A 26,425-nucleotide genomic window follows, 5' to 3' on the forward strand; every position below is an offset into this window, starting at 1 on the left:
ACCACAGTACCCGTGATATAGATATTTTGAGCACTGCTAACTCATATGGCAGTGCTTTTATAATGGAGATGTTTCAAATGAACGATATGGCAGGAGAAGTTCTGCTTAAATAGGTTATAAAAGTTTTACGTCTAGCATGTGCAATTTTAATCCAGTGTTTAAAAAGTGTATATGATAGTTCATGCTTCGGAAAAGTAAGTACAAGCATAATACATAGCTACATGAATAAGGAGGTTTTATATGAAACGTATCATTAAAAGAATGACGCTGGGGGTTATAAGCATTGTATTGATTATTGTTGGAGTTTTTATCTTTTCTCCTCGACCAATAACATGGATTGTAAAGCAATCATTCGTTGGAGGCAATGAGGTTGCGGCTGCAGATTTTGATGAGGCAAAACAAAAGACGACTATGGAGGCAGATATTAATTATGGCCCTAAGTTTCCAAACAGCACACTCGATATTATTCATTATAAGGGTGACAAACAAAATATACCGACCATCTTCTGGATTCATGGCGGGGCGTTTGTTGGAGGCGATAAGGCAGATGTTTTAAAGTACGCCACTTATATCGCAAGTAATGGCTTTAATGTGGTAAATATTAATTATGGACTGGCTCCTAATGTATCGTATCCTGTGCCGCTTCAACAGATTGATCAAGCGTATCGATTCATTAAAAAGAATGCTAAACAATATGGCCTGGATATAAGCAATATTTACGTTGCTGGAGATTCAGCAGGGGCGCAATTGGCCGCGCAATTTACTAGTATCCAAATGAATGAAGGGTTTTCTGATAGTGCAAAAATAGGAAGAAGTATTCCACCTGAGACGATTCGTGGCGTCATTTTGCTATGTGGTCCCTATGATTTACAAGAAGTCGCGACGATGTCTCCTAGTGCGTTTAAGCGTTTTCTGTTTAAGCGAATCGGCTGGTCCTACTTCGGAAAATACAATTGGGAAGGTAAACAAGCAACGCTAGAAGCCTCGCTGTTAAAAAATGTTCCTAAGGCATTTGTGCCAACCTTTATCACAGATGGAAATACAGCTTCCTTTGAAGCACAAGGAAAACGATTTGCCAAACTTTTAGAAAAACGTACTACAGTTACACAGGTTTTCTATGATACATCTAAAGGTACATATGGTCACGAATATCAATTTCAGATGAATTTAGATGCTGCACAAAATACTTTTAAGGAATTACTGAAATTTTTAGAAGAAACAAAGAGCAGCGCTGCAACGAAACAATCTTAGGTTGTAAAAAAGAATAGTCCTAGGAATCGTGATTTGTCGGTGGTTTTCTTTTGTTAATTTTAATATGGATGTATATGATAATATCTTCAAGCAATGAGTTAGCTGTATGAGATGGAGATCACGGAGATGACTCAGGTATGTATGTGGGAGTATTTCATCCTTCTCGTCATCCATTCGTCATCGGAACCTATCTTTTGCAGGTCTTGGCATAGGTTCTTCAATTTTATATTACCTACCCTATTTCTAAGTCTTTGTGAAAGATCTATTGTTAAGAGAGCGCCTCGCTAGGGCAATGAAAGAAGATTGCAGTTGATAGAGAAATCTTCTTTTTGTTTGTGAAAAATCTGCTTCTTCATATATTACCGAGCATTACTTACTGAGAAAGAAAGAGTGATAAAACTATTTATATAATAGCTAATTAGGCTGAAAATTCAAAAAATAATACTATAAAAACAAAAACGAGACCAATTTTTTTTGCTTCAAACCTAAGTACAATTAATGTAAAGCGTTTTCATTAGGAGGTAAATATGAAGAAGAACGGAAAGTTAGTAACCACAATTGTCGCATCTTCAGTAATCTTGGCTTCAGTATCACCTGTTTATGCACAATCCCCCATATCTACAAAGGCTACTGCTACAACTTTGAAGAAATCCACAACAGGCAATGGAATAAAACGAGTAGAAAATCTAGTGGATGCACGTGCTACGAATAAAACAAAGTCATTATTTGCCTACCTTGATGATATTAGAGGAAAGCACGTTTTATTTGGTCATCAGCATGCTACAGATGAAGGATTTACTTTGACTGGTTCCAATGAAATAGAATCGGAAGTAAAAAATTCCGTAGGTGACTTCCCTGCGGTATTTGGTTGGGATACGTTAAGTTTAGAAGGGAAAGAAAAACCGGGCGTTGCCAATGATCTTGAGCAGAGTAGGATAAACTTGGCGAAATCTATGAAAGAAGCGCATGAACTTGGCGGGATCGTTTCATTAAGTACGCATTTTCCAAATTTTGTAACAGGGGGTAACTTTAACGATACAAGCGGTTCTGTCGTTGAACATATTTTGCCTGGTGGAGATAAAAATGATGAGTTTAATGCGTTTCTTGACAATATCGCTATGTTTGCAAATAACTTGAAAGATGATAGAGGAGATCTCATTCCTGTCCTATTTCGTCCGTTTCATGAACAAAACGGGGGCTGGTTCTGGTGGGGAGCAAAAACAACAACCGTCAGTCAGTACGTGGAGATTTATCGATATACAGTAGAGTATTTACGGGATAAAAAGGGTGTCCACAATTTCCTGTATGTCTTTTCACCAAATGGAACCTTTGGCGGTAGCGAAGAAAGTTATTTGATGACATATCCAGGAGATGAGTACGTTGATGTACTGGGAATGGATCAATATGATAACCAGTCCAATCCGGGTTCAACTCAGTTTCTGAACAACTTGGTCAGTGACCTTGGCATGATTGCGAGGCTTGCCGATACAAAAGGAAAGATTGCAACGTTTTCAGAGTTTGGTTATAGTCCGCAGGGGATGAAAACTACAGGTAATGGTGATTTAGAATGGTTTACCAAAGTTATGAATGCCATTAAGGCTGATCCCGACGCGAAACGTATTTCTTATATGCAAACATGGGCAAATTTTGGATTAAACGGCAACTTGTTCGTACCGTATAAAAATGCGCCAAACGGTCTTGGCGATCATGAACTTCTTGCTGATTTTATCAAGTATTACAACGATCCGTACACGTCGTTTTTGAATGAAGTGAGTGGTGTGTACAAATACAAGGTGAAAGCGGCCAAGGAACAGCCGTTTATGCACGTTGCTTCTCCGACGGCTGGTGCGACTGTGAACACAAACACGACAAAGATTCGTGCTAGAGTTCTACATAATAAACCGACGAAAGTCGTGTACATTGTGGAGGGCACGGAAAAAGAAGTACCAATGAAGCTTGATGCAGACGGCTATTACTCAGAAGATTGGTCTCCTGATGCCGTTTTTAACGGAAAGTCTGTACAAATCACCGTCAAATCTTATGGTAAGAATCACTCTGTGCAGGAACAAACCATAAAGGTGTTTGTCAAGGTTCCTGAAATTTTAACGAAGCAGTACACCTTTGATACAAATATCGAAGGAATCCAGAATAATGGCACGTATCCGGATTCTATTCTTACTTCGTTTGAGCATGCTTCACTGAACGGAGATGGGAAGCTAAAGATTAATGTAATCGGCTTGAAAGCTACAGATACCTGGCAAGAGTTAAAGGTAGAGTTACCAAACATTACACAAAGCGTCGATTTGGAACATGTAAATAGAGTCAGGTTTGATTTGCTGATTCCAGCTTTCGCAAATAGTAACAACACGAATGCTAGCTTACGAGGAGTAGCGATGCTGCCGCCAGATTGGGATACGAAATACGGCATGACAACGACGGAAGTAAAACTGACCGACCTTGCTCCTGTCATAATCGACGGAATGAATTATCTCAAATATCAGGCTTCCATTAATTTAAATAACCCTGTCAAAACAGTTGAAGCGACTAGCCTTGCACTTTCAGTCGTAGGAAACGGCTTACAATTGGACGGAGCGATGTTTATGGACAATATCCAATTACTAAACACATTTACTGAGGCACCGAAAGATCCTGCTGTTGTAGACGATTTTGAATCTTATCAAGATGACGATGCTGCATTACGTACGAAATGGGTGCATGCTGGGGGAGATACGACAGCAGTGTCTTTAAATAGAGACCATGAAAGTGGCGGCTCTTACGCTTTAAAGTTCGATTATACACTCGCGGGCTCAGGCTATGCAGGTATTACCAAATCTCTTGGGGGAGTAGATTGGTCTAATTTCAATAAGTTGAAATTTTGGCTTGTGCCGGATGGGAAAAATCAGAAGATGGTTGTTCAAATCCGTGTTGACGGTGTTTCGTATGAAGCGTACCCATCTCTCGCTTCAACAGAAGCTGGGTGGGTAGAGCTTCATTTCAATGAGTTTACGGTCGCGCCGTGGGACAGTGCGAATATCGGAAAAACATTAAATAAAACAAATCTCAAAAATGTGCAAGACTTTGCTGTTTACGTTAATTCCGTAAACGGGGCTGCTTTGAGTAGTTCATTGTACCTAGATGATATAAAAGCAATTAACGATGGAACAGGCGGCGTTCCAAATGGTGGAACTGGACCGGGAAGCACACCAGAGAAAGCTGGCACACTGTACGATTTCGAGGGTGACGTGCAAGGGTGGAATGTGGAGCAAAATCAGGCTAATGCAACAATTCCAGTTGTCACTGCAGATGTTGCTGCCAAAGGTGTATATTCCCTTGCCTCAAGCTTTGATTTAACAAAGGCTGGAGGCTTTGAATTGGCGAAGGTGCAGGCAGCCGATTTGTCTGCTGTTGATACAGTGAGTGTAAAGGTCAAGTTGTCCGCGGGTCAAGCCAACGCACGTCTTTACGTAAAAGTAGGTGTAAACTGGAGCTGGTACGACAGCGGAACGGTTTCCATTGACTCCACCGGTTTTAAAACGCTGACACTTCCATTGAGCGCTGGATGGGGATTAGAGGCTGTAAAAGCAATTGGTGTAAAAATTGAACCAACGGGTGGAACAGGTACTGCGAATGTCTATGTTGATGATGTTGCATTATCAGTCACTAAGTAGAGAGTCTTTCATTATAGAACGAGAAAGCCCTACCTTGGTTTGGAAAAATTCATTAAAATAAGCAACTATGAGCACAGGATGCTAAAAGAGAGAGGTTCGACGTTTGAATCTCTCTTTTTCAGATATGTAAATAGCTAAACATGATGTATGTTAAAGCATCTTTAGATGTGAAAGAAGGTAGTAAAATGCTTTAAAATTTGATTAGAGGGAGAAAGCTCATGAACAAATCAATCTTTAGCATATTAGTGGTTATCCTGCTGTTTTCTATTATACCTTCCGTATCTGCTCATACTGTTTCACCGGTGAATTCTAATTCAACGCAAACTACAAAAGATATATACAATTGGTTAAGCCATTTACCAAATCGATCAAACAACCGTATTCTTTCCGGTGCATTTGGTGGTTATAGCAATGTAACATTTTCAATGTCTGAAGCAAATAACATAAAGAACGCAACTAATGTCCTTCCCGGAATGTATGCCTGTGATTACGCTAGAGGATGGGATACAGCGACAAATATAACGGATTTAATTGATTACAGCTGTAATGCAGATTTAAAGGCATACTGGAACAATGGAGGGATGATTCAAATTAGTTTACATCTACCGAACCCAGTAAATACAAATGGTGGGGGACTCAAAACAGCTATTACGAACGCCCAATATGCAGACATTATCAATGATTCAACTGCTTCTGGCCAACGCTGGAATGCGCTATTGTCCAAAGTAGCAGATGGGCTACAAGATTTAGAAAACAGCGGCGTGACTGTTTTGTTCCGACCTCTTCATGAAATGAATGGGGAATGGTTCTGGTGGGGAGCATCTTCATATGATAGTAATGATAATAGCAGGTTCAATAACTACATCAATTTATATCGTGATATGTACAATTACTTCACAAATGTAAGAAAGTTAGATAACCTATTGTGGGTTTATTCAGCTGATGCCAATCGTAACTATAAGACAGCTTACTATCCAGGCGATCGCTACGTGGATATAGTAGGTTTAGATGCTTATGTAGATAACCCTAATCTAATTAATGGTTACAATGAAATGCTTACATTGGGTAAGCCATTTGCTTTTGCAGAAGTTGGACCGCAAACAACAGGAGTGGGCTTCAATTATACAGATTTTATAAATGCTATTAAATCTAAGTATCAAGAGTCCATCTACTTTCTTGCTTGGAATGATGCATGGAGCCCATTGAACAATCAAGGTATAGGTAATTTGTATAATGATTTGTGGACGACAAATCAAAATGAAATATGGAATGGAAGCAGTCTTTCTTCAATTACAGATGCCCCAACTTTATTCGATTTTGAAACGAGTGTGCAGGGTTGGACTGGTGCAAATATATCAGGGGGACCTTGGGCAGTATCTGATTGGTCTGTAAACGGAAGCAAATCTCTTAAAGCAGACGTAATATTAACTAATGTATCTTCTTATGCCCTGAAGAACACTACGGGATTAAATTTATCAGCAAAAACAACTCTTAGAGCTAGGGTTAAGCATGCTTCATGGGGGAATGTTGGAAATGGCATGACGGCAAAGCTCTATATCAAAACAGGTTCAACTTGGACTTGGTATGATGGTGGCAGTGTAGGGATAAACGCAATAACACCAACTACACTTGCTTTAAATTTGAATGGAGTTACAAATATTCATGATATTAGGGAAATAGGAATTGAATTTTATACTTTTCAAGGAAGTGCTGATTCAGCAGTGTTTGTTGATTATATTACAAGTAATTAAACGAAGATATTCATCCAGAGATTTTCACAATAAGTAAGAAAATTTAGATTACACAAAATGATTGACGTTAGCATCAAAACTCATTATGATAGTAACATATGAATTGAATACCCTTAAAGGGGAGTAGCTTTAACAGCAAAGTCGTCATTTCAGAGATGCGTCATCTCTCGGCTTTGTTGGCGACCTTCGAGTTGTTAGCGAGACCTTTACCATCTGATAAGGCGGTAAAGGTCTGTATATTTTAGGACCTGTGCCCGTTGCCAGGTCCTTTTTGTTATTTTCTTGTTTGTCAGGGGGAACGATAATGAGAAAGCTATGGAAAAGGTTTCGCTTTATTTTCAACATTCGCAAATTTATTCCGTTTTTAAAGGATTTTTTTGTATCCAAGGAAGTTCCAACGTCAAAAAAGCTAATTTCTGTCGGGTTGCTTGGTTTGTATATGGTGTTGCCACTGGATTTAATTCCTGATTTTCTTGTGTTTTTCGGCATTCTCGACGATGTGACGGTGTTTATGTTTGTGCTGCAATATATTGTTAAGATGGCGCCACCGTCGATGCGTGAGAGATACGATATGTAATTGAGGTGAGGTAGTGGAACAATTAATATTGTCTTTTATTGAATTTTTAAAACAGTTTTCCTATGCGGGTGTAGTCCTTGCATTGACATTTGAATTTGTGCCAGCTGAGCTTGTGTTGCCACTTGTGGGTTATTGGGTCTATCAAGGTGATATGAACTTTATTGGCGCTATTATTGCCGGTACGATTGGTGGAACTACCGGGCCACTTACGCTGTACGCACTTGGTTATTATGGTGGTCGTCCACTCATAAAAAAATACGGCAAGTACTTTTTCATTAAAGAAAAAGAAATGGAAAAAGCAGAAGCCTTCTTTGAAAAGCATGGCCCGGCGGTCGCGTTCTTGGGTCGATTCGTACCAGGTATTCGTACATTGATATCGATTCCTTGCGGTGTTGCTAAAATGAATATATGGCAGTTTTCCATTTATACATTTTTAGCTATGTTGCCTGTTACAGCATTGTATATTTATTTAGGTATGAAGCTTGGGGAACATTGGAAAATGGCAGGGGAAGTAGCAAAAGAGTACTTATTACCAGTTGGTATTATTATTATCGGTATCGTACTTATTATGTCAGTACGTCGGTATATTAAGGCAAAAAAAGCTCAGGAATTTTAACATATTCCTTTTAGATATAACATTTGGAAAAAAAGAACGGCGATAATCTAAAGCCGATTCGCAAAAATTATGTACAAGGGGGGATTACACATGGAGCTGTTTTCTGCAGAGTTTTTTACAGCATTGCTGTCCATTATTATCATTGATTTAGTTTTAGCGGGAGATAATGCCATTGTAATCGGTCTTGCGGCAAGAAACCTACCAAAAGACCAACAAAAGAAAGTAATTATTTGGGGTACTGTCGGTGCAATTGTAATCCGGGCAGTTGCTACGTTAGCAGTCGTATGGTTATTGAAAATTCCAGGCTTATTGCTTGTCGGTGGTATCTTACTTGTTTGGATTGCGTATAAATTGCTTGTCGATGAAAAGGAACACAATGTACAATCTGGTGGTAGCATGTGGGCTGCCATTCGCACCATCATTATTGCGGATGCTTTAATGGGTCTCGATAACGTACTAGCGGTTGCTGGTGCTGCACACGGTAGCTTCTTGTTAGTCGTACTTGGCTTGCTTATCTCTATCCCAATTGTTGTATGGGGTAGTACGATTATCTTGAAATTCGTTGATCGATACCCAATTATCATTACGTTTGGTGCTGCTGTGCTGGCATGGACAGCTACTAAAATGATTGTAAAAGAGCCATTTGTAGCACCATACTTTGCAAATCCGGTTGTAAAATATGGATTTGAAATTATCATTGTTGCTGCAGTAGTGATTCTGGGAACAATGAAAAAGAAAAAACAAGCAGCTCATCATGAAGAACAACCAATTCAGAAACAACATTCTAGTTAAAAAGCCGCGTTTGCGGCTTTTTCTTATACGTATCAAGTTGAAACTACACTATCTGTAAGCTGTGTCTTTTTTAACAGTAAAGTTTAAGGGGCTTTCACAAGCATATAAACCGCAAGGAAAGTAAAGGTATTATTAGGTATATACAGTCTTGGCTGGCACAGGAGCTTGTTAAACAATGTCTACACCCAAGCATCGTTCGTTTTGCTCTCCTGCCGAAAAAGAACATCATTTTATACTTGTACTTATATAGTTTTTGTTCGTTTCTCATATAAAACAGATTTGTATGTAATACATTATGTAGTACAATGCAAGGAGAGGATATATAAGGAGGATTAATTTGAAACATTTAACAATTCTATCTAAGATTGAAAATTATATGGATCGTTTTTCACCAGCTGAAAAAAAGATAGCCGTTTACATATTGGAAAATGCAGAAATTGTACCAAACTTAACAACAAAAGACATCTCAGCAAATACGGGATCGAGTGAAGCTAGTGTAGTTCGTTTTTGTAAAACCATTGGTATTGGAAGTTTTAAGTCCTTTAAGTTGGCATTGGTTCGAGATTTAACGGTAGCTGAATTCAATATTAACGACTTTTCGATCACAGAAACAAAGGACGAGCCATTTGAGTTATTTAATAAGGTAACCTATGTCAATAAAGCAGCCGTTGAAGCAACTTTAACGACAGTGGATAAAAAAGAGTTGGATAAAGCTGTATCTGCCATGTTACAAGCAGAAAAGTTATTGTTTTATGCAGTCGGCGGTTCATCCGTTTCAGCAATAGATGCGTCCTATAAATTCACCAAGCTGGGTTATACCTCTTTAACTTCCTTAGATTTTCACACTATGCTACCATTAGCTGCCAACTTAAATCCGGGTGATGTATTAGTTGTGATTTCTACTTCGGGTAGAACAAAAGATATACTAGAAGTGACCAGATTTGCAAAGAAAAGAGGCGCAACGGTTCTTGCTATTACTAAACTAGATCCATCTTCTCCGTTATATAAAGAAGCGGATATTAAATTGTGCACACCTGATGTTGAACAAGATCATCGCATTGGGAGTATTGCTTCCCGCATGACGCAACTTAATATTATCGATACGCTATACCTGGCAATGTTTCATCGTATTGGCAAAAATGTGCTGGATAAATTTGTGGAGACAAGAGAAGAGGTCGTGCGATTGCGTAGATAAAAAGATGGGCTATCCCATCTTTTTTGTTTGTGAACATTAGATGAACTATTTATGAAAGCGCATTATTTTTTCAGAAAAGCATTGACATTAAATTTCATTATAGTACAATCTATTCATGAAATAAAATTTCATTGAAGAGGTGAGCTTATGTTAGAACATTTATCCACTGAGCGCAGAAACGAAAAGACTGCGCATTTAGATCAAATGACAACACTCGAAATTTTAAATACAATGAATGCTGAGGATCAAACAGTACCTGTATCGGTTGCGAATGAAATAGGTCATATTGCCAAAATTATAGAAAATGTAATCGCTTCCTTTAAAAAGGGTGGCCGACTTATTTATATCGGCGCTGGTACAAGCGGACGTTTAGGAATTTTGGATGCAGTAGAATGTCCGCCAACATTCGGTACGGATAAGGAAATGGTGCAAGGCCTTATTGCTGGTGGTCTAGAAGCATTTACTGTTGCTGTTGAGGGTGCTGAAGATAGCAAAGAATTTGCTGTAGAAGACCTAAAAGCAATTTCTTTAAATGAAAACGATACAGTAATTGGAATTGCGGCGAGTGGACGCACACCTTATGTTATCGGCGGGTTAGAATATGCCAAATCTGTTGGTGCAAGCACAGGAAGTATTGCGTGTAACAAGAACGCTGAAATCAGCAAGTATGCAGATGTAAATATTGAGGTTGAAACAGGGGCTGAAATCCTAACAGGATCTACTCGCTTAAAGGCTGGTACAGCGCAAAAGCTTGTTTTGAATATGATTTCAACTGCATCTATGATTGGAATTGGGAAGGTGTACAAAAACTTGATGGTTGATGTCCAGTCGACAAACATTAAGCTTGTTGAGCGTTCGAAGCGAATTATTATGGAAGCAACAGGAGCAGACTATGAAACTGCACAGACGCATTACGAGCAAGCAGAACGTAATGTTAAAGCGGCAATTGTTATGATTTTATTACAATGTACGTATGAAGAAGCGCTCTTAAAGTTAAAAGATGCAGACGGTTTCGTTCGAAAAACCTTTTAGATAGAAAAGAGGGAGAACTATGAAGAAAGAACAAAAAATGGCACAGGATATTGCGGCGCAGCTTGGTGGAATAAGCAATATTCGTAGTGTAGCCCATTGTATGACACGATTGCGCATGACACTTAAAGATGATGTGAAAGCAGATCTTGTTGCGTTAAAAAAAGTCGACGGTGTTATGGGGGTCATTGAAGATGATACACTTCAAGTCGTTGTAGGTCCGGGAACTGTCAACAAGGTTGCAGCAGAGCTATCGCAAATGACAGGTCTTGGAATTGGAGAAGTAGCACAAGACACTTCAACTGAAGACGCTGTTGCAGATAAGAAAGCAGAGCTGAAGAAAAAAAATAATACACCATTTAAAAATTTACTGCGAAAACTCGGTAATATCTTTATCCCGCTAATTCCAGGTCTTGTAGCATCCGGTATTATTAATGGTATCGCAAACTTCGCCAAAAACGCTGGTGCAGATCCGAATGCAACTTGGCTACAAATTCTTCTTTTAATTGGTGGAGGGATCTTTGCATACCTAGGAATTTTGGTTGGTATTAATACTGCAAAAGAGTTTGGTGGTACACAGGTGCTAGGTGCTGTTGCGGGTATTCTTGTTATTAACCCTGCCCTTGCGACAGTAACTCTTTTTGGTGAGCCACTCGTACCAGGGAGGGGCGGATTATTTGCAGTCATTTTCGCTGCTTGGTTAATGACAGTCATTGAGAAACAAGTTCGTAAAGTGATACCAAGTGCTGTTGATATTATCTTTACATCATTAATTACAGTTCTAATTGTAGGCTTGCTGACAATTTTAGCAATTCAACCTGCAGCTGGTATTTTGTCTGATGGAATCACAGAAGGTATCAAAGTAGTTCTTGATATTGGAGGCGCATTTGCTGGTGCTGTTCTGGCTGGTACATTCTTGCCGCTTGTTATGGTCGGTTTACATCATGGTTTAACACCGATTCATATGGAGTTTATCAATAAAATTCAAGTAACGCCAATTCTGCCAATTCTTGCGATGGCAGGTGCGGGGCAAGTTGGTGCAGCCATTGCCATTTTCGCAAAAACAAAGAACAAAAAGCTGCGCAATATCATTAAAGGTGCACTACCAGTTGGATTTTTAGGGATTGGTGAACCTTTGTTGTACGGGGTAACACTTCCTCTTGGAAGACCATTCATTACAGCTTGTCTGGGTGCTGCTTGTGGCGGTGCGTTTCAAGCAGTTATGAAAACAGCATCTTTAGGAATCGGTGTATCTGGGCTATCGTTAGTGCCACTAATCGCGGATAATAAATATGTATTTTATATCATTGGTATTGTAATTGCTTATACGTTCGGTTTTATCTTTACGTATTTGTTTGGATTCAAGGACGAAATGGCGGACAATCTTTAATATAAAAGGAGAGAGGGCGTCCCTTTCTCCTTTTCTTATAGGTTTTATATAGGGGGCTCGGTATTCACTTTCCCTGACTGTTCAGGAAAAGTGAACATTCATAATAGAAAGAAACAACGAACTTTAACAGAGCCTTTGTTTTATACATTGGTAAGGAAGGTGCGTATACGATGCTTGGAATTTCAGTTTATCTATCAAATGAAAATAAAGAGAAAAACGAACAGTGGATTGCAAAAGCAAAGTCATATGGATTTCAGCATATCTTTACATCGCTTCATATCCCGGAAGACGACCCTAGTACGTACAAGGAACTACTAATGCATCTCGGTAAGCAAGCATTACAGCATGATATGGAATTAATGGCAGATGTTTCGCCAAAATCTCTTTCTTACTTGGGGTTGGATTATCAAACTGTTACAGAGCTAAAGAATTGGGGCGTAGCAGGTTTGCGTGTTGATTACGGGCTAGAGGCGAAGGAAGTTGCACAGCTTTCACACAGTATGAAAATCGCGCTTAATGCCAGTACTGTGACAGAAGGTTTTTTACAGGAATTGCTTCACTTTGATTTGCATGTAGCGAATGTAGAAGCATGGCATAATTTTTATCCAAGACCGGAGACCGGCTTAGATAAACGTTACGTTGAAGAAAAAAATCGCTGGTTTCACTCGTTTGGCATTACTACGATGGCTTTTATCCCAGGAGAAGAACCACGCGGTCCCATTTTTCAAGGATTGCCAACGGTAGAAGAACATCGTTATATGCGTACACTAGAAGCATATTTATCCTTGAAGCGGTATGGAACAGATAAAGTGTTGATTGGGGATATTTGTGCAAGTGATACTAGTATGGGGGAATTGGCTCAAGCTGAGTATGGTGTGATTCCGCTAAGATGTGAATCAATTCATGGAACAGCAGAAGATTTAAAACGAGTAGAAGGGATTCATACCAACCGGTTAGATCCAGCTCGTGATGTTATTCGTTCTGTTGAATCACGTTCTTATGCTATGCAAGGGGTAAGTGTTATGCCGCAGCAAACGATTGAACGCTCTATCGGCAGCATCACTATAGATAACGAGCGGTACGGACGATACAGTGGGGAGCTGCAAATTACAATAACTGATTTATGTGCGGATGAAAAAGTAAATGTTATTGGACGCATTTGTCGAGAAGATATTCCTCTTTTATCATATATTGGAGCCGGTCAGCGCTTTTTGTTACAAGTTAAAACAGAATTAAAATAAGAAAAAACGCCTAAAGCAGGCGTTTTTTCTTATTGGTTGTGTTAAAGCCTACTGTTGCGAATTAGCTAAAACTCCTGTGTGAAAATCAATAATGAAATTGAACAGAGCCTTCATATAAAAGTTCTCCTAACTTTGCTTAACAAGACTTTGTTATCATAATAGAATTACGCTTTTCTAAAAAGTAATTCTCATACTATATACTTTGTAGTAACATATACATAGATATTAGAACCTGGTTTTAATAGGAGGGTTTATAAATGGGTAAAATTGCATGGGTTACAGACAGCACAACATATATGACACAAGTCTTAAAAGAGCATCCGGATGTTTATGTTGTACCCCTTAGTGTTATTTTTGGAGAAGAAATATATGAGGATGGTATTACCATCACACAAGAAGAGATTTATGAACAAATGCGAAGCGGCAAAACGGCGACAACGTCACAGCCTCCTGTTGGTGTTTTTGCAGCATTATTTGAAGATTTGAAGACGCGATATGAAGAAGTAATTTTACTGCATGTGTCAGATAAATTAAGTGGCACTTTATCATCAAGCGTGCAGGCCGCGGATATGACGGGCATTACTTACCATGTAATTGACAGTAAAGTATTAACAATGGGTATTACATTTTTATTAGAAGAAGGCCTACATTTACAGCAACAAGGAAAAAGCATAGAGGAAATTATTGCAAGGCTACATGCCATTATTCCAACACTTGAAAATTATATTTTAATTGGCAACCTACAGCAGCTTCATCGTGGTGGACGGCTTACAAATGCGCAATTTGTACTTGGAACACTTTTAAACATCAAGCCCATTCTGCAAATTAAAGAGGGACTCATACAAGTATATGAAAAGGTTCGCTCGGAGAAAAAAGCTGTGAAGCTGGTTATGGAGCAATGTAAAACTGCTATAACAGCGCATGATGTACGTAAAGTGGCAATTATTCATGGTAATCGTCCGGAAGATGCGATTACGTGGAAAGAGGAGTTACTGCGCGTAAAGCCTGATCTGCATGTAGAAATTGTACCGCTCACATCCGTGTTAAGTGTACATGCGGGAGAAGGAACAATCGCAGCAATGTGGTATAACACAGCATTAGAAGGATGATAAGCTAAAAGCGAGGAAAGTATATGAAGATAGATATAGTACTAGAGGAGCATGAGAAATTTACAACTTTTTTAACCGCTAGAATTAGAGAATTTAATAATCAGCATTCTATTTATCATCGTGAAGCACGTAAAGAAGGTGCCAAACAACCAATTCATATTATTATTTCCAATGAGAATGAAGAATGGGTTGGTGGAATTACTGGAGAGGTCTACTGGAATTGGGCTGAAATTAATAAGTTTTGGTTTACAGAAGAATACCGTGGTCAGGGGTTGGGGACTGCTTTACTTGCTCAGTTTGAAAAGATTTCCGCTGAAAAAGGGGCTGAAAAAATATTACTGACCACGTTCGAGTTTCAAGCCCGTTCTTTCTACGAATCAAAAGGTTTCAAAGTAGTAGGAGAAATCAAAGATTATCCGCCAGGCAGTAGCTATTATACAATGGTAAAAGATTTATGAAAGATGCCCTCGGTAAATCCGGAGGGCATCTTTCATTTCTCTTATGGGTATATGACTTATTTATACACAAGTAAAACATTAAAAAAGTTTTTTTATAAGTTTATCTTTTTTTAAGAATTTATTTAGAAGGAGTTTAAACTTACAATTTACTATAAGTTTAGGTTGAGATAACAAGCTTCACATATCAAAGTAGTACAAGCAGTGAGAAGAGGAGTTGAGAGATGAAAAGGAAGGAGAAGGAAGCACAAATATGAAAATTTTGGTGTTTTCATTGCTTATATCAGCTGTAGTAATAGGGTGCAATAGGGAAGGTGGGCAAATGAAGTATGAAGCTAACACGGCAGTAGCTACTGATGAACGCTTGATTGAAGCAGTGAAAGCTGGAGAAAAAAAGGTAGTGAAAGAACTACTTAAAGAAGGTGTCAATATTAATGCACGGGACTATAAAGGCCAAACTGCTATTATGATTGCCACGTACAACAATGATGTTGCAACTGCAAAGCTTCTAATTGATGCAGGAGCAGACGTCAATATACAGGATGATATGCAAAACAATCCCTTTTTGTATGCAGGAGCAGAAGGATATATTGATATTCTGAAGCTGACAATTATGGCCGGAGCCAACCCACGCATTACAAACAGATATGGAGGAACAGCCTTAATTCCGGCTGCAGAGCATGGATACGTAGAGGTAGTTCGGGAGCTATTGACCTACACGGATATAGATGTCAATCATATTAATCATCTAGGCTGGACTGCTCTACTAGAGGCAATTATTTTGAATGATGGAGGTACAAATCAGCAACAAACGATACAGTTGCTCATAGAGCACGGAGCAGATGTAAATATAGCAGATAAACATAATGTCACTCCGTTGCAGCATGCGCGCGGAAAAGGTTTTAAAGAAATTGAACGTATTTTATTGCAAGCAGGAGCAAGATAAAATAACCAAGAGGAGATTATACAGATGAAAAAACAAGCAAAGAAATTGTCGGCATTATTACTGGGCTTTACATTAGTGGCAACAGGCTGCAGTGCGAATGTGCAAGCCAATAAAAGTGAAAAGAAACAGGAGCAAGCTGTAGGACAAGAGAAAAAGCAACAAAAGTTAAGCAAGGGACAAGAAATGGCCAAAATTCTTGGCAGCACAAACTGGCAAGGTACAAAGGTTTACGATAAAAACAAAAACGATTTAACAAAAGAAAATGCAAATTTCATTGGTTTGGCAAAATATGAGGAAGAAACAGGCAGATATGAATTTTTTGATAAAGAAACAAAACAAAGCCGTGGTGATAAAGGAACTTTCTTTATCAGTAACGATGGGAAGGTCAGAGTATTAATTTCAGAATCAATGAAGTATCAAGCGGTTGTGGAACTAACGGAATTAAATAAAGACCTCTTTACGTATAAACGCATGGGTAAAGACGCTAAGGGCAATGATGTTGAAGTGTTTGTTGAGCATGTTCCGTATAAAGAAACAGAGCTTGCCTTTACCGACGCAGATAAAACTTTGAACACTTCTACAGGGGATATTGTGACAGACATGGACGGAGATGAAATCTTATCCAACACGCTTTGGAAAGGTACTGTAGCATTAGACGAAAATGGAAATGATGTATCTAGCTACAATACCAATTATCTAGGACTTGCAAAATACGATTATAAAACAAATAAATACGAATTCTTTGATGCTAAAACAGGTGAAAGCCGCGGTGATTACGGTTACTACGATGTGTTGCACGGCAATAAAATCAGAGCCCATGTTTCACAAGGTACTAATAAATATGGCGCGGTGCTTGAGCTTACTGAGTTGAATGAAAACCAATTCACATATAAAAGAAATGGTAAAGATAAAGATGGTAAGGATATCATCATTACGGTTGAACATGTGCCTTATAATGGTGAGTTTAAACTAAGATTTACACAATAAGTAAGCAGGACTTTATGTAAAGCAGAAGGGTTGTCCGTCACTCTGGAACAACCCCTCTGCTTTTGTCAGTAAAGAAGCAAATTAGATTAGGAGCCTTACATATAGACCAATCAATGTCACAAATAAAACTGGTACCGTTAGAGCAAAACCAACTTTAAAATAGTAGCCCCATGTGATACGAATATCTTTTTGTGCTAGAACATGTAACCACAGCAAGGTGGCTAGAGAGCCGATTGGTGTGATTTTTGGTCCAAGGTCCGAACCGATGACATTTGCGTAAATTAATCCTTCTCGTATGGTTTCTGTTGTGTTTACATCAGCAATCGCCAAAGCATTAATCATAACAGTCGGCAAATTATTCATTACGGAGGAAAGTATAGCAGCTAAAAATCCCATAGATGTGATGGATACAAGCAAACCGTACTGCGTTGCATGTCCAATCATATCTGCGAGCAGACCAGTAAGACCTACATTGCGCAGTCCGTAAACAACTACATACATGCCGATAGAGAAAAAGACAATGGTCCATGGGGCATTCCACATAATTTGTCCTGTATTCAAGCGTTTACGAGATAACAGTAAGAAACAAATAGCCACAATACCGGCAATCAAGGATACAGGCATGTGAAGGAGCTCACTGATGACATAACCTGTTAATAAGACAATCAGTATGATCCAGGACCATCGAAACAACCAGCGGTCTTTAATAGCATCTGCCGGCTTTTTGACAATCAAGGCATTATACGCTTTGGGGATGTCTTTGCGATAAAACAAATACAATACCAGCAAGCTCCCTGCTAAAGCAAATAGGTTTGGCAGAAGCATGACAGAGGTGTATGCTGTAAAGGGGATGCCAAAATAATCAGCAGAAACAATGTTCACCAGATTGCTGATAATAAAAGGTAAAGACGTTGTATCAGCAATAAAGCCGCTTGCCATTACAAAGGGTAAAACCATGCGATAATCCAGCTTGAGTGCACGAACCATCGCTAAAACAATTGGTGTCAAAATTAGCGCTGCACCGTCATTAGCGAATAGAGCGGAAACGAGTGCGCCAAGAAGTGTAATAAAAATGAACAAGCGTACTCCATGCCCTTTCGCAAGATGAGCCATGTGAAGTGCACACCATTCAAAAAAGCCAATTTCGTCAAGAATTAAAGAGATGACAATCAACGCAACAAAGGTCAGTGTAGCATTCCAAACAATGCTGGTAACAGCGAATACATCCTGTACGCTTACAATGCCGCAGAGAAGTGCAGCTATTGCACCACCGCAAGCCGGCCAGCCGATAGAAAGTCCACGCGGCTGCCAAATAACCAGTACAAGTGTAAAAAGAAAAATAAGAACAGCAACAACAGCCACTGTAAGTCCTCCTTGATGTAAAAAGATAATCTTCATAACTGAAAAATTATACAATGTATATAAAACAACGTAAATATAAAAGAAATGTGAAAAAACAATTGACAGAAAAGTCCGTTTAATAATACAATTAACCATGTGAAAAAAATGGAAAAGGAGGTTACGTGTTATGATTGCAAAAGTAAGCATGAACAAAAATGGTATGAACAATCATATAGTACACGTAACCGTGAATAGCTAAATCACTTGACTTTTTGTTTTACACTTGTAAGTGATAGCGCGCGTTTCGTGTATCGAATCGAGCGCTTTTATGCTTTTTTAGGCATATCGTCAAAGCGACGGTATGCCTTTTTTTGTTTTTTTAATCCAACTTTTAGGTTGAAATGAAGTCCCCCACTCACTGCATCTAAGTGGTTGGCTTCACTTTTCTTAGATTGCAATCGTTTTTGCGATTTCAATATATAAAAAATGAAAAAGGAGAGATGTATGATGGTTTTACAACAAAAATTAGTATTAAGCGGAGATTCTTTGGATAGCGGCTAGTTTTATCAACATTGAGATGAAAGGAGAAGATATGTATGTTTTCAGTCTTACAAAAATTAATGTGGTTTTTCAAAGAAAATTGGAGGCGTTATGGTATTGCGATTGCTTTGTTGTTCGTGGTGAACATTGTAGAGATGGTGCCTCCAAAGGTGATTGGTATGGTCATTGACCAAATTAAGGTAGGGTCGTTAACGAGCAAGGATATTTGGTGGTATGTTGGTATTTTCGGGGGAGTGACTGTGTCATCATATATCATGTCTTACTTTTGGCAGTACAATCTATTCGGCGGCGCATTTTTACTTGAGAAAATTATGCGCGGCAAATTGATGGGACACCTGTTAAAAATGACCCCTACTTTTTACCAAAAAAATCGTACTGGTGATCTGATGGCGCGAGCCACAAATGATTTAAAAGCAATCTCTATGACGGCAGGTTTTGGTATTTTAACATTGGTGGATTCTAGTATGTTCATGTTAACAATCTTATTTATGATGGGCGTGACAATTAGCTGGGAGTTGACGCTAGCGGCTATCTTGCCGCTTCCTATCATGGCACTTGCTATGAACGTATATGGCAAGCGACTGCATGAACGTTTCACTGTCGCGCAAGACGCATTCGGTGATATGAATGATAAGGTATTAGAGTCGATTGGCGGGGTTCGGACTATCCGCGCGTATGTACAAGAGAAGGAAGATCAAAGACGCTTCCGTACATTGGCTGATGATGTGTTTGCGAAGAATATGCGCGTTGCTAAGATTGACGCACTATTTGACCCAACCATTAAATTGTTGGTTGGAATGAGTTATTTAATTGGCCTTGTATACGGAGCATATCTTGTATTTCAAAACCGTGTAACTCTTGGAGAGCTTGTGTCGTTCAACGTATATTTAGGTATGTTAATTTGGCCAATGTTTGCTATTGGTGAACTTATCAATATCATGCAGCGTGGTAATGCTTCGTTGGATCGTGTAAATGAAACACTTTCTTATGATCAAGATGTACAGGATGTAGAGCATCCGGTCGATGTAGAGAAGCCTGAATCGATTACATTCCACAATGTATCCTTCAGATACCCTACTGCCGATACGCAAAGCTTAAAGCAAATATCATTTTCTCTAAAACGCGGGCAAACCTTAGGAATTGTCGGGAAAACAGGCAGCGGTAAAACGACTGTTGTGCGTCAGTTGCTGCGCCAATATCCAATTGGAGAGGGACAAATCTCTATTTCAGGTGTACCGCTTCAAAGTATACCGGTTGATCGTGTATTAAGTTGGATTGGATATGTGCCACAGGAGCACGTATTATTTTCAAAAACAGTAGCAGAAAATATTTTGTTTGGTGCACATGGAAGCACACAGGAAGATATGCATCATGCAATTGGGCGGGCAGCCTTTGAAAAAGACATCACATTCCTACCGCAAGGACTTGAAACATTGGTGGGAGAAAAAGGGGTTTCTCTTTCCGGCGGTCAAAAGCAGCGTATTTCCATTGCAAGAGCAATGATAAAAGATCCTGAAATTTTAATTTTAGATGATTCTTTATCGGCTGTAGATGCTAAAACAGAAGCAACGATTATTGAAGGAATTCGTGCAGAACGTCAAAATAAAACAACAATCATTACAACGCACAGACTTTCTGCTGTACAACATGCGGATTGGATCATTGTAATGGATGAGGGAAAAATTGTAGAAGCGGGTACACATGAAACATTGCTTGCACAAGAGGGTTGGTATAAAGAACAGTATGAAAGACAACAGCTTGTGGAAGGAGAAGAAAGAGGGGTGAGCGTATGAGCACAGGAAGACGCTTAGTGCAATACGCTTTGACAGTCAAAGGAATTATTATTGCGGCACTTCTCATGTTGAGTGTCGCTGTGGCAGCAGAGCTCACGGGGCCGTTTGTCGCAAAGCAAATGATTGACAAACATATTGTTGGTATTGAAGTGCCGTGGTATGAAACAGTAAAGGATGATGAGGCGGTCCTTTATAAGGGATCTTGGTACAAAAGGGCAGATCGCTTTACTAAAGAAGAAAACAAAGGAAAAGAAGTGCGCATCATGCAGGTTGGGCGCGACTATTACTTTATTAATAGTGCAGTCACAATCGATGGAAAGAGGTCGGTTAAAGGAAATGAAATCAGCGTCCAAAATGATAGCGCGGTTCAAGTGTATAAAGGACAAAAATTAACCAGACAAGAGCTTTTTGATTTTTACCAGCCTGAAATTCCGTACTTACTTCGCCTAAGCATTGCGTATTTTGCTTTGCTTGTCGTTGCATCATTTTTTTCTTACGGACAAAAGTTTTTCCTGCAAAAAGCATCAAATCGTATTATTCAGCGGATGCGTGAAGATGTGTTTGCACATATTCAAGAAATACCAATCCGCTACTTTGATAAATTACCAGCCGGAAAAATTGTATCGCGTGTTACAAACGATACAGAAGCAATTCGCGAATTATATGTGACAGTATTAGCGACGTTTTTCTCGAGCTCTATTTATATTGTCGGTATCTTTATCGCATTGTTTTTACTGGATGCAAAACTTGCAGTCATTTGCATGTTTATTGTTCCTATTTTAGTGGTATGGGCAGTGTTGTATCGCAAGGCCGCATCTGGTTATAATCACGCAATTCGTTCACGTCTTTCGGACATTAATGGAACTATTAATGAGTCCATCAACGGTATGACGATTATTCAAGCATTTCGACAAGAAAAACAGACGCAAAAGGACTTTGAGCAGCTGAATAAAGAGTACTATGACTATCAAAATAAACTATTGAGCTTAAATGCTGCAACCTCGCACAATTTGGTGGGTGTACTTCGAAATATCGCATTTGTTCTTGTTATTTGGTATTTCGGTGGTGCTTCTCTAGCTGCTGGAAGTATGCTGTCGCTCGGTGTTATTTATGCGTTTGTTGATTACTTGACACGCTTGTTCTCGCCAATTACAGGCATTGTAAATCAGCTCGGTAATCTAGAACAAGCTCGTGTCGCCTCTGAGCGTGTGTTTGAATTATTAGATGAGCCAGGAGAAGAGGTCAGCAATGAGAAAGTATCGCGTTTTAAAGGTGACATCGCATTTGAGAATGTTTCATTTGCATATGATGAGGAGAACGTGGTATTAAAAGATATTTCGTTTACAGCAAAATCGGGAGAAACAGTCGCACTTGTCGGTCATACGGGCTCAGGCAAGAGTTCTATTATGAACGTGCTGTTTCGCTTTTATGACTTTCAAAAGGGGAAGGTACGTATCGATGGACAGGATGTGACACAGTTACCAAAGCAAACTATTCGTTCACATATGGGGATTGTACTCCAAGATCCGTTCTTATTTACCGGAACAATTGCGACAAACGTAAGCTTGGAAAATGAAGCCATCTCGAGAGAAAAAATAGAGAAGGCACTTCGTGATGTTGGTGCTGAACGTTTTATCAAAAATTTACCGAATGGTTTGGATGAGCCGGTAATTGAAAAAGGAAGCACACTTTCTAGCGGCGAGCGACAATTGATTTCGTTTGCGAGAGCGTTAGCATTTGACCCTGCCATTCTCATTTTGGATGAAGCAACGTCCAGTATAGATACAGAAACAGAAGCAATCATTCAAAATGCTTTAGACGTTTTGAAAAAAGGAAGAACAACCTTTATTATTGCGCATCGTTTATCGACCATTAAAAATGCAGATCAAATCTTAGTATTGGATCGTGGTCACATCGTCGAAAAGGGAACACATGACGAATTAATGGCGAAGCAAGGTCGTTACTATCGTATGTATCAAACGCAAGCAGCAGGATGATGCCTTCAAGCGTCAACTGAGTGGTGGGTAGTCAAAGGGGTATGTATATAGGATTTATAAGAGTCTGCATAAGCAGGCTCTTTTTTAGTCTTAAGCTCTGTTCAAATTCGTGGTTGTTTTCCGTTATGGATTTCGTGTTCTGCAGGCAATCAGGGAGACTCCTCAGCGCTATGTCCCTAAGGTGTCTGCTTTTTATCCCTTCAATCCAATTACCGGCTAGCTAAAATGATGCCGAACTAAAAACTGTACTACGGCGAATGTATACAACATAAAGGAAAAAGTTTAGGGAAAAGAACAGTAAGGAACGCATGTTTAACCTCATACATAGCTCCTGTATAAAAAGGTTTTCACTGTCTATTATGAAACACTTGTTTTACGGTTACACTACTACCGAAATATTTTATTTGAAAAATATTTAAGAATCACATACAATGTTTTATGTTTGAAATTCCTATAAGAATACTGGAGGATTATAGTATGAAGAAATTATTGTCTATATTGTTAGTTGCAATGTTGGCGTTTGCAGCAGGTTGCGCTAAAGAAGAAAAGAAAGAAACAGCCGCTGTCGACACACTGTCTAAAATACAAAAAGATGGTGAATTTTTAATTGGAACGGAAGGTACGTATCCACCATTCACTTTCCACGATGACAAAGGAAAATTAACAGGTTTTGACGTAGAAATTGCTGAGGAAATTGCAAAGCGTATGAAAGTAAAAGCTGTGTTTAAAGAAACACAATGGGATGCAATGTTCGCAGGCTTGGATGCAAAGCGTTTTGATATGGTTGCAAACCAAGTAGGTATTCGTGAAGATCGTCAAAAGAAATATGATTTCTCTAAGCCGTATATTTCTTCTTCTGCAGTATTGGTGATTCCTGCTGATAAAGACAAGCCGGCAACGTTTGAAGAAATTAAGGGCTTAAAAGCAGCGCAATCTTTAACGAGTAACTACGGTGAAATGGCTAAGAAAAATGGTGCTGAAATTGTAGGTGTAGAAGGGTTTAATCAAGCGGTAGAGCTTTTAAGCTCTGGACGCGTAGATTTAACAATTAATGATCGTTTATCTGTTCTAAACTACTTGCAGACGAAAAAAGATGCAAAAATTAAAATTGCTGATACAGAAGACAATGCAGCAGAAAGTGGTTTGTTGTTCCGTAAAGACAGCGATACACTAGTGAAAGAAGTAAATAAGCACCTTGATGATATGATGAAAGACGGTACTTACGAAAAAATTTCAACAAAGTGGTTTGGTGAAGATGTACGCGGTAAGTAATACAATCTTTACACCTGAAAAGCTATCGTTATGGGTTGAAATTTCCAAAGCATCCTTCATGCCTATGCTGGAGGGTGCTCTTTATCATACGATTCCTTTAACGCTTATTTCATTTGTCTTTGGATTAATACTTGCCACTGGAACTGCGCTGGCACGTTTGTCTGGCTCACCTCTTTTAAGATGGATTGCCCGGGCATATGTTTCTATCATTCGAGGAACGCCGTTGCTAGTGCAATTGTTTATTATTTTTTATGGACTTCCAAGTGTGGGTGTGACAATTGATCCGTTTCCCGCAGCTATCATTGGATTTTCATTAAGTGTAGGTGCATATGCATCTGAAATTATACGTGCATCCATTTTGTCTATACCAAAGGGACAGTGGGAAGCGGCATACACAATTGGGATGACGTACAGTCAAGCTTTACAGCGTATTATCTTACCACAGGCTGGAAGAGTGTCAGTGCCGCCGCTCTCTAACACATTTATTAGTCTTGTAAAAGATACATCATTGGCATCCTTAATTTTAGTAACAGAAATGTTTCGAAAAGCGCAAGAAATAGCCTCAATGAATTACGAGTTTTTAATTGTATACTCTTTGGCTGGTCTTATTTATTGGATCATTTGCTTTGTGTTATCAATCGTTCAGCAACGACTCGAAAAACGAATGGAACGATATGTATCTTAACCAAGGCAAAGGAGGAAAAGTATGATTAATGTTAATAATTTACAAAAAAGCTTTGGGGACAATACAGTTCTGCGTGATATTAGTGCAACAGTGGAAAAAGGAGAAGTAGTGGTTATTATTGGTCCATCTGGATCAGGAAAAACAACACTCTTACGATGTCTCAACGTATTGGAAACTCCTGATGGCGGAAGTATTCGAATTGGTGAGGAAGAAGTACACTTTTCACAAAAAGTCACGAAACGTGATATTGCAAGGTTACGTACGCAAACTGGTATGGTGTTTCAGCATCATAATCTTTTTCCGCATCTTACAGCGCTGGAAAATGTGATGGAGGGCCTCATCACGGTACAAAAGCAAAAAAAGGAAGAAGCTAAACGTAAAGCGGAAAGTTATCTGCATAAAGTTGGTCTTAGTGATAAAATGACTTTGTATCCGTTTCAGCTTTCCGGCGGGCAACAGCAACGCGTTGGCATTGCACGCGCTCTTGCATTAGAGCCAAAGGTCATGCTGTTTGATGAGCCCACTTCGGCATTAGATCCTGAGCTTGTACAAGAGGTTCTTAAGGTGATGAGAGAGCTTGCTAATGAGGGCATGACAATGGTTGTTGTGACGCATGAAATGAAGTTTGCTCGTGATATTGCGAGCCGTGTAATCTTCATGGACGGAGGCGTTATTGTCGAAGAAGGAACACCGGGAAATGTATTAGAAGCGCCACAAGAAGAACGAACAAAGCGATTTTTAAGTCTAATTCAGTAAAGCCTCGGATATTTGAGGCTTTTTTTTATGCATCCTTTTAGAAAAAGTGTAAAGCATATAAAAAGGATCTTGCGCAAAGGCGCAAGATCCTAGCCATAGTATAAAATTATTTTTGGTAGCCGCCTAATTGTTGCTCAGCCATTGCTACTAAACGCTTTGTAATCTCTCCGCCTACAGAACCGTTCGCACGTGCAGTTGCTTCAGGTCCTAAGTTTACACCAAACTCAGAAGCAATTTCATATTTCATTGAATCAAGAGCTGCTTGTGCACCTGGTACTGCTAACTTGTTAGAAGATTGTTGACTTGGCATGATAGTTCCTCCTTAGAGAGTTTGTTTGGTTGGATTAGCTGGATTTGCACCAGTGTAGCCCTTTATGGCTCTAACCCAGTGAATGTGTTTCTGTATCTCTAGTATGTTTCAAGACAGTCGAACTATGCGTCTTAAAAAATTGGTAATTTTTTACTTAATCCTTATATAACGTTTCAACACTTCTTCTTGCTGTGAGAGAACATACATAGTATTAAAAAAATTGTATATCTCTACAGCATTTCTATAATTTCCAAAATTTACACCTTGTTTTTGTACATAGGAAAATGCTAATTTCGCATACTATGCTTACACCAACAAAAGGAGGTGAACCGACATGACAAGAACAAACAAATTGGCTGTTCCTGGTGCACAAGCTGCATTGGATCAAATGAAATACGAGATTGCTTCTGAGTTTGGCGTAAACCTTGGACCTGAAGCTACAGCTCGTGCAAACGGCTCTGTAGGTGGTGAAATCACAAAGCGTCTTGTAGCTTATGCTGAACAACACCTAGGTGGCGTACAACGATAAAAATGGCTATAAAGGGCGGGGAGTTCCCGCCCTTTTCTGTTTCTTAATATAAATATAGTGGAGGAACATGATGGGAGTATGTCCACTTTGTAATGGCTTTATAAGTAGTGTATACACTTGTCCTCATTGTGCTGGAAAGGTGGAAGACCGGGGAAAAGCTGTTGATTACATTGA

At 39.2% G+C, this 26,425-nt stretch carries 22 protein-coding genes and 1 pseudogene; 21 read left to right on the forward strand and 2 right to left on the reverse strand.

Annotation, left to right across the window (positions count from 1 at the left end; all coding sequences use genetic code 11):
* The first annotated feature begins 240 nt into the window (after positions 1 to 240).
* The 15 genes and pseudogenes from MUG87_RS16450 (at position 241) to MUG87_RS16515 (ending at position 17,007) form a co-directional block, all read left to right on the forward strand.
* Positions 241 to 1,251 carry an alpha/beta hydrolase gene (locus MUG87_RS16450; RefSeq protein ID WP_247083558.1) on the forward strand — a complete coding sequence of 337 codons (1,011 nt, stop codon included), beginning with the start codon at positions 241 to 243 and terminating at the stop codon, positions 1,249 to 1,251.
* Between the two features lie 527 nt (positions 1,252 to 1,778).
* Positions 1,779 to 4,919 carry a glycosyl hydrolase gene (locus MUG87_RS16455; RefSeq protein WP_247083559.1) on the forward strand — a complete coding sequence of 1,047 codons (3,141 nt, stop codon included), beginning with the start codon at positions 1,779 to 1,781 and terminating at the stop codon, positions 4,917 to 4,919.
* Positions 4,920 to 5,137: 218 nt separating this feature from the next.
* Positions 5,138 to 6,217: pseudogene (locus tag MUG87_RS16460) on the forward strand (glycosyl hydrolase); the annotation flags it as partial.
* The gene (locus MUG87_RS19735) at positions 6,209 to 6,670 is read left to right on the forward strand and encodes a hypothetical protein (RefSeq protein ID WP_368042577.1); all 462 of its coding nucleotides are present in this window, start codon (positions 6,209 to 6,211) and stop codon (positions 6,668 to 6,670) included. The pseudogene MUG87_RS16460 and the gene MUG87_RS19735, both read left to right, overlap by 9 nt.
* Positions 6,671 to 6,974: 304 nt before the next feature.
* A complete protein-coding gene (locus MUG87_RS16465) occupies positions 6,975 to 7,247 on the forward strand; it encodes a YkvA family protein (RefSeq protein WP_247083561.1) in 273 nt (90 codons plus the stop codon).
* Positions 7,248 to 7,260: 13 nt separating this feature from the next.
* Positions 7,261 to 7,863: a DedA family protein gene (locus MUG87_RS16470; protein ID WP_247083563.1), complete on the forward strand. Its 603-nt coding sequence runs from the start codon at positions 7,261 to 7,263 to the stop codon at positions 7,861 to 7,863.
* Between the two features lie 90 nt (positions 7,864 to 7,953).
* A complete protein-coding gene (locus MUG87_RS16475) occupies positions 7,954 to 8,655 on the forward strand; it encodes a TerC family protein (protein WP_247083565.1) in 702 nt (233 codons plus the stop codon).
* A gap of 337 nt (positions 8,656 to 8,992) precedes the next feature.
* Complete coding sequence (locus tag MUG87_RS16480) at positions 8,993 to 9,850, forward strand: MurR/RpiR family transcriptional regulator (RefSeq protein ID WP_247083568.1); 858 nt, start codon at positions 8,993 to 8,995, stop codon at positions 9,848 to 9,850.
* 147 nt (positions 9,851 to 9,997) lie between these two features.
* On the forward strand, positions 9,998 to 10,882 hold the full coding sequence (gene murQ / locus MUG87_RS16485) for an N-acetylmuramic acid 6-phosphate etherase (protein WP_247083570.1): 885 nt from the start codon (positions 9,998 to 10,000) through the stop codon (positions 10,880 to 10,882).
* A 19-nt stretch (positions 10,883 to 10,901) separates the two neighbouring features.
* Positions 10,902 to 12,269 (forward strand): PTS transporter subunit EIIC, encoded by a 1,368-nt coding sequence (locus MUG87_RS16490; RefSeq protein WP_247083572.1) that lies wholly within the window; start codon positions 10,902 to 10,904, stop codon positions 12,267 to 12,269.
* Between the two features lie 170 nt (positions 12,270 to 12,439).
* A complete protein-coding gene (locus tag MUG87_RS16495) occupies positions 12,440 to 13,510 on the forward strand; it encodes a DUF871 domain-containing protein (protein WP_247083574.1) in 1,071 nt (356 codons plus the stop codon).
* Positions 13,511 to 13,767: 257 nt separating this feature from the next.
* Positions 13,768 to 14,619 (forward strand): DegV family protein, encoded by an 852-nt coding sequence (locus tag MUG87_RS16500; protein WP_247083575.1) that lies wholly within the window; start codon positions 13,768 to 13,770, stop codon positions 14,617 to 14,619.
* Between the two features lie 23 nt (positions 14,620 to 14,642).
* A complete protein-coding gene (locus MUG87_RS16505; RefSeq protein ID WP_247083577.1) occupies positions 14,643 to 15,077 on the forward strand; it encodes a GNAT family N-acetyltransferase in 435 nt (144 codons plus the stop codon).
* Between the two features lie 319 nt (positions 15,078 to 15,396).
* A complete protein-coding gene (locus tag MUG87_RS16510) occupies positions 15,397 to 16,020 on the forward strand; it encodes an ankyrin repeat domain-containing protein (RefSeq protein WP_247087744.1) in 624 nt (207 codons plus the stop codon).
* A 24-nt stretch (positions 16,021 to 16,044) separates the two neighbouring features.
* Positions 16,045 to 17,007 carry a DUF4822 domain-containing protein gene (locus MUG87_RS16515; RefSeq protein ID WP_247083579.1) on the forward strand — a complete coding sequence of 321 codons (963 nt, stop codon included), beginning with the start codon at positions 16,045 to 16,047 and terminating at the stop codon, positions 17,005 to 17,007.
* An 81-nt stretch (positions 17,008 to 17,088) separates the two neighbouring features.
* Here the strand turns inward: MUG87_RS16515 and MUG87_RS16520 are convergent, their stop codons facing one another.
* The gene (locus tag MUG87_RS16520; RefSeq protein ID WP_247083582.1) at positions 17,089 to 18,405 is read right to left on the reverse strand and encodes an arsenic transporter; all 1,317 of its coding nucleotides are present in this window, start codon (positions 18,403 to 18,405) and stop codon (positions 17,089 to 17,091) included.
* Positions 18,406 to 18,944: 539 nt separating this feature from the next.
* On the opposite strand from MUG87_RS16520, the gene MUG87_RS16525 reads away from it, so the two are divergent.
* The 5 genes from MUG87_RS16525 (at position 18,945) to MUG87_RS16545 (ending at position 25,412) form a co-directional block, all read left to right on the forward strand.
* Complete coding sequence (locus MUG87_RS16525; protein WP_247083586.1) at positions 18,945 to 20,702, forward strand: ABC transporter ATP-binding protein; 1,758 nt, start codon at positions 18,945 to 18,947, stop codon at positions 20,700 to 20,702.
* Positions 20,699 to 22,699, forward strand: coding sequence for an ABC transporter ATP-binding protein (locus tag MUG87_RS16530; protein WP_247083588.1), 2,001 nt, complete (start codon positions 20,699 to 20,701; stop codon positions 22,697 to 22,699). The genes MUG87_RS16525 and MUG87_RS16530 overlap by 4 nt, the downstream gene beginning before the upstream one ends.
* A gap of 477 nt (positions 22,700 to 23,176) precedes the next feature.
* Positions 23,177 to 23,971, forward strand: coding sequence for an amino acid ABC transporter substrate-binding protein (locus MUG87_RS16535; RefSeq protein WP_247083590.1), 795 nt, complete (start codon positions 23,177 to 23,179; stop codon positions 23,969 to 23,971).
* Positions 23,955 to 24,656, forward strand: a complete 702-nt coding sequence (locus tag MUG87_RS16540) for an amino acid ABC transporter permease (RefSeq protein ID WP_247083592.1) — start codon at positions 23,955 to 23,957, stop codon at positions 24,654 to 24,656. Before MUG87_RS16535 ends, MUG87_RS16540 begins: the two co-directional genes overlap by 17 nt.
* 21 nt (positions 24,657 to 24,677) lie before the next feature.
* Complete coding sequence (locus MUG87_RS16545; RefSeq protein WP_247083594.1) at positions 24,678 to 25,412, forward strand: amino acid ABC transporter ATP-binding protein; 735 nt, start codon at positions 24,678 to 24,680, stop codon at positions 25,410 to 25,412.
* 106 nt (positions 25,413 to 25,518) lie between these two features.
* On the opposite strand, the gene MUG87_RS16550 is transcribed toward MUG87_RS16545, so the two are convergent.
* Positions 25,519 to 25,722: an alpha/beta-type small acid-soluble spore protein gene (locus MUG87_RS16550; protein ID WP_124565264.1), complete on the reverse strand. Its 204-nt coding sequence runs from the start codon at positions 25,720 to 25,722 to the stop codon at positions 25,519 to 25,521.
* 334 nt (positions 25,723 to 26,056) lie between these two features.
* Between MUG87_RS16550 and MUG87_RS16555 the strand changes: the two genes are divergently transcribed.
* Complete coding sequence (locus MUG87_RS16555) at positions 26,057 to 26,251, forward strand: alpha/beta-type small acid-soluble spore protein (RefSeq protein WP_124565263.1); 195 nt, start codon at positions 26,057 to 26,059, stop codon at positions 26,249 to 26,251.
* Positions 26,252 to 26,425 lie beyond the last annotated feature (174 nt).

Source organism: Ectobacillus sp. JY-23, from assembly GCF_023022965.1.
Lineage (GTDB): Bacteria > Bacillota > Bacilli > Bacillales > Bacillaceae_G > Ectobacillus.

What these genes read in the sequence shown, in the direction of transcription:
- MUG87_RS16465 (WP_247083561.1), top strand. Translation starts at nt 6,975, where the DNA reads ATGAGAAAGCTATGGAAAAGGTTTCGCTTTATTTTCAACATTCGCAAA.
- MUG87_RS16545 (WP_247083594.1), top strand. Translation starts at nt 24,678, where the DNA reads ATGATTAATGTTAATAATTTACAAAAAAGCTTTGGGGACAATACAGTT.
- MUG87_RS16520 (WP_247083582.1), bottom strand. Translation starts at nt 18,405, where the DNA reads ATGAAGATTATCTTTTTACATCAAGGAGGACTTACAGTGGCTGTTGTT.
- MUG87_RS16550 (WP_124565264.1), bottom strand. Translation starts at nt 25,722, where the DNA reads ATGCCAAGTCAACAATCTTCTAACAAGTTAGCAGTACCAGGTGCACAA.
- MUG87_RS16510 (WP_247087744.1), top strand. Translation starts at nt 15,397, where the DNA reads ATGAAGTATGAAGCTAACACGGCAGTAGCTACTGATGAACGCTTGATT.
- MUG87_RS16515 (WP_247083579.1), top strand. Translation starts at nt 16,045, where the DNA reads ATGAAAAAACAAGCAAAGAAATTGTCGGCATTATTACTGGGCTTTACA.
- MUG87_RS16495 (WP_247083574.1), top strand. Translation starts at nt 12,440, where the DNA reads ATGCTTGGAATTTCAGTTTATCTATCAAATGAAAATAAAGAGAAAAAC.
- MUG87_RS16475 (WP_247083565.1), top strand. Translation starts at nt 7,954, where the DNA reads ATGGAGCTGTTTTCTGCAGAGTTTTTTACAGCATTGCTGTCCATTATT.
- MUG87_RS16490 (WP_247083572.1), top strand. Translation starts at nt 10,902, where the DNA reads ATGAAGAAAGAACAAAAAATGGCACAGGATATTGCGGCGCAGCTTGGT.
- MUG87_RS16525 (WP_247083586.1), top strand. Translation starts at nt 18,945, where the DNA reads ATGTTTTCAGTCTTACAAAAATTAATGTGGTTTTTCAAAGAAAATTGG.
- MUG87_RS16555 (WP_124565263.1), top strand. Translation starts at nt 26,057, where the DNA reads ATGACAAGAACAAACAAATTGGCTGTTCCTGGTGCACAAGCTGCATTG.
- MUG87_RS16500 (WP_247083575.1), top strand. Translation starts at nt 13,768, where the DNA reads ATGGGTAAAATTGCATGGGTTACAGACAGCACAACATATATGACACAA.
- MUG87_RS16530 (WP_247083588.1), top strand. Translation starts at nt 20,699, where the DNA reads ATGAGCACAGGAAGACGCTTAGTGCAATACGCTTTGACAGTCAAAGGA.
- MUG87_RS16505 (WP_247083577.1), top strand. Translation starts at nt 14,643, where the DNA reads ATGAAGATAGATATAGTACTAGAGGAGCATGAGAAATTTACAACTTTT.
- MUG87_RS16450 (WP_247083558.1), top strand. Translation starts at nt 241, where the DNA reads ATGAAACGTATCATTAAAAGAATGACGCTGGGGGTTATAAGCATTGTA.
- MUG87_RS16535 (WP_247083590.1), top strand. Translation starts at nt 23,177, where the DNA reads ATGAAGAAATTATTGTCTATATTGTTAGTTGCAATGTTGGCGTTTGCA.
- MUG87_RS16540 (WP_247083592.1), top strand. Translation starts at nt 23,955, where the DNA reads ATGTACGCGGTAAGTAATACAATCTTTACACCTGAAAAGCTATCGTTA.
- MUG87_RS16455 (WP_247083559.1), top strand. Translation starts at nt 1,779, where the DNA reads ATGAAGAAGAACGGAAAGTTAGTAACCACAATTGTCGCATCTTCAGTA.
- murQ (WP_247083570.1), top strand. Translation starts at nt 9,998, where the DNA reads ATGTTAGAACATTTATCCACTGAGCGCAGAAACGAAAAGACTGCGCAT.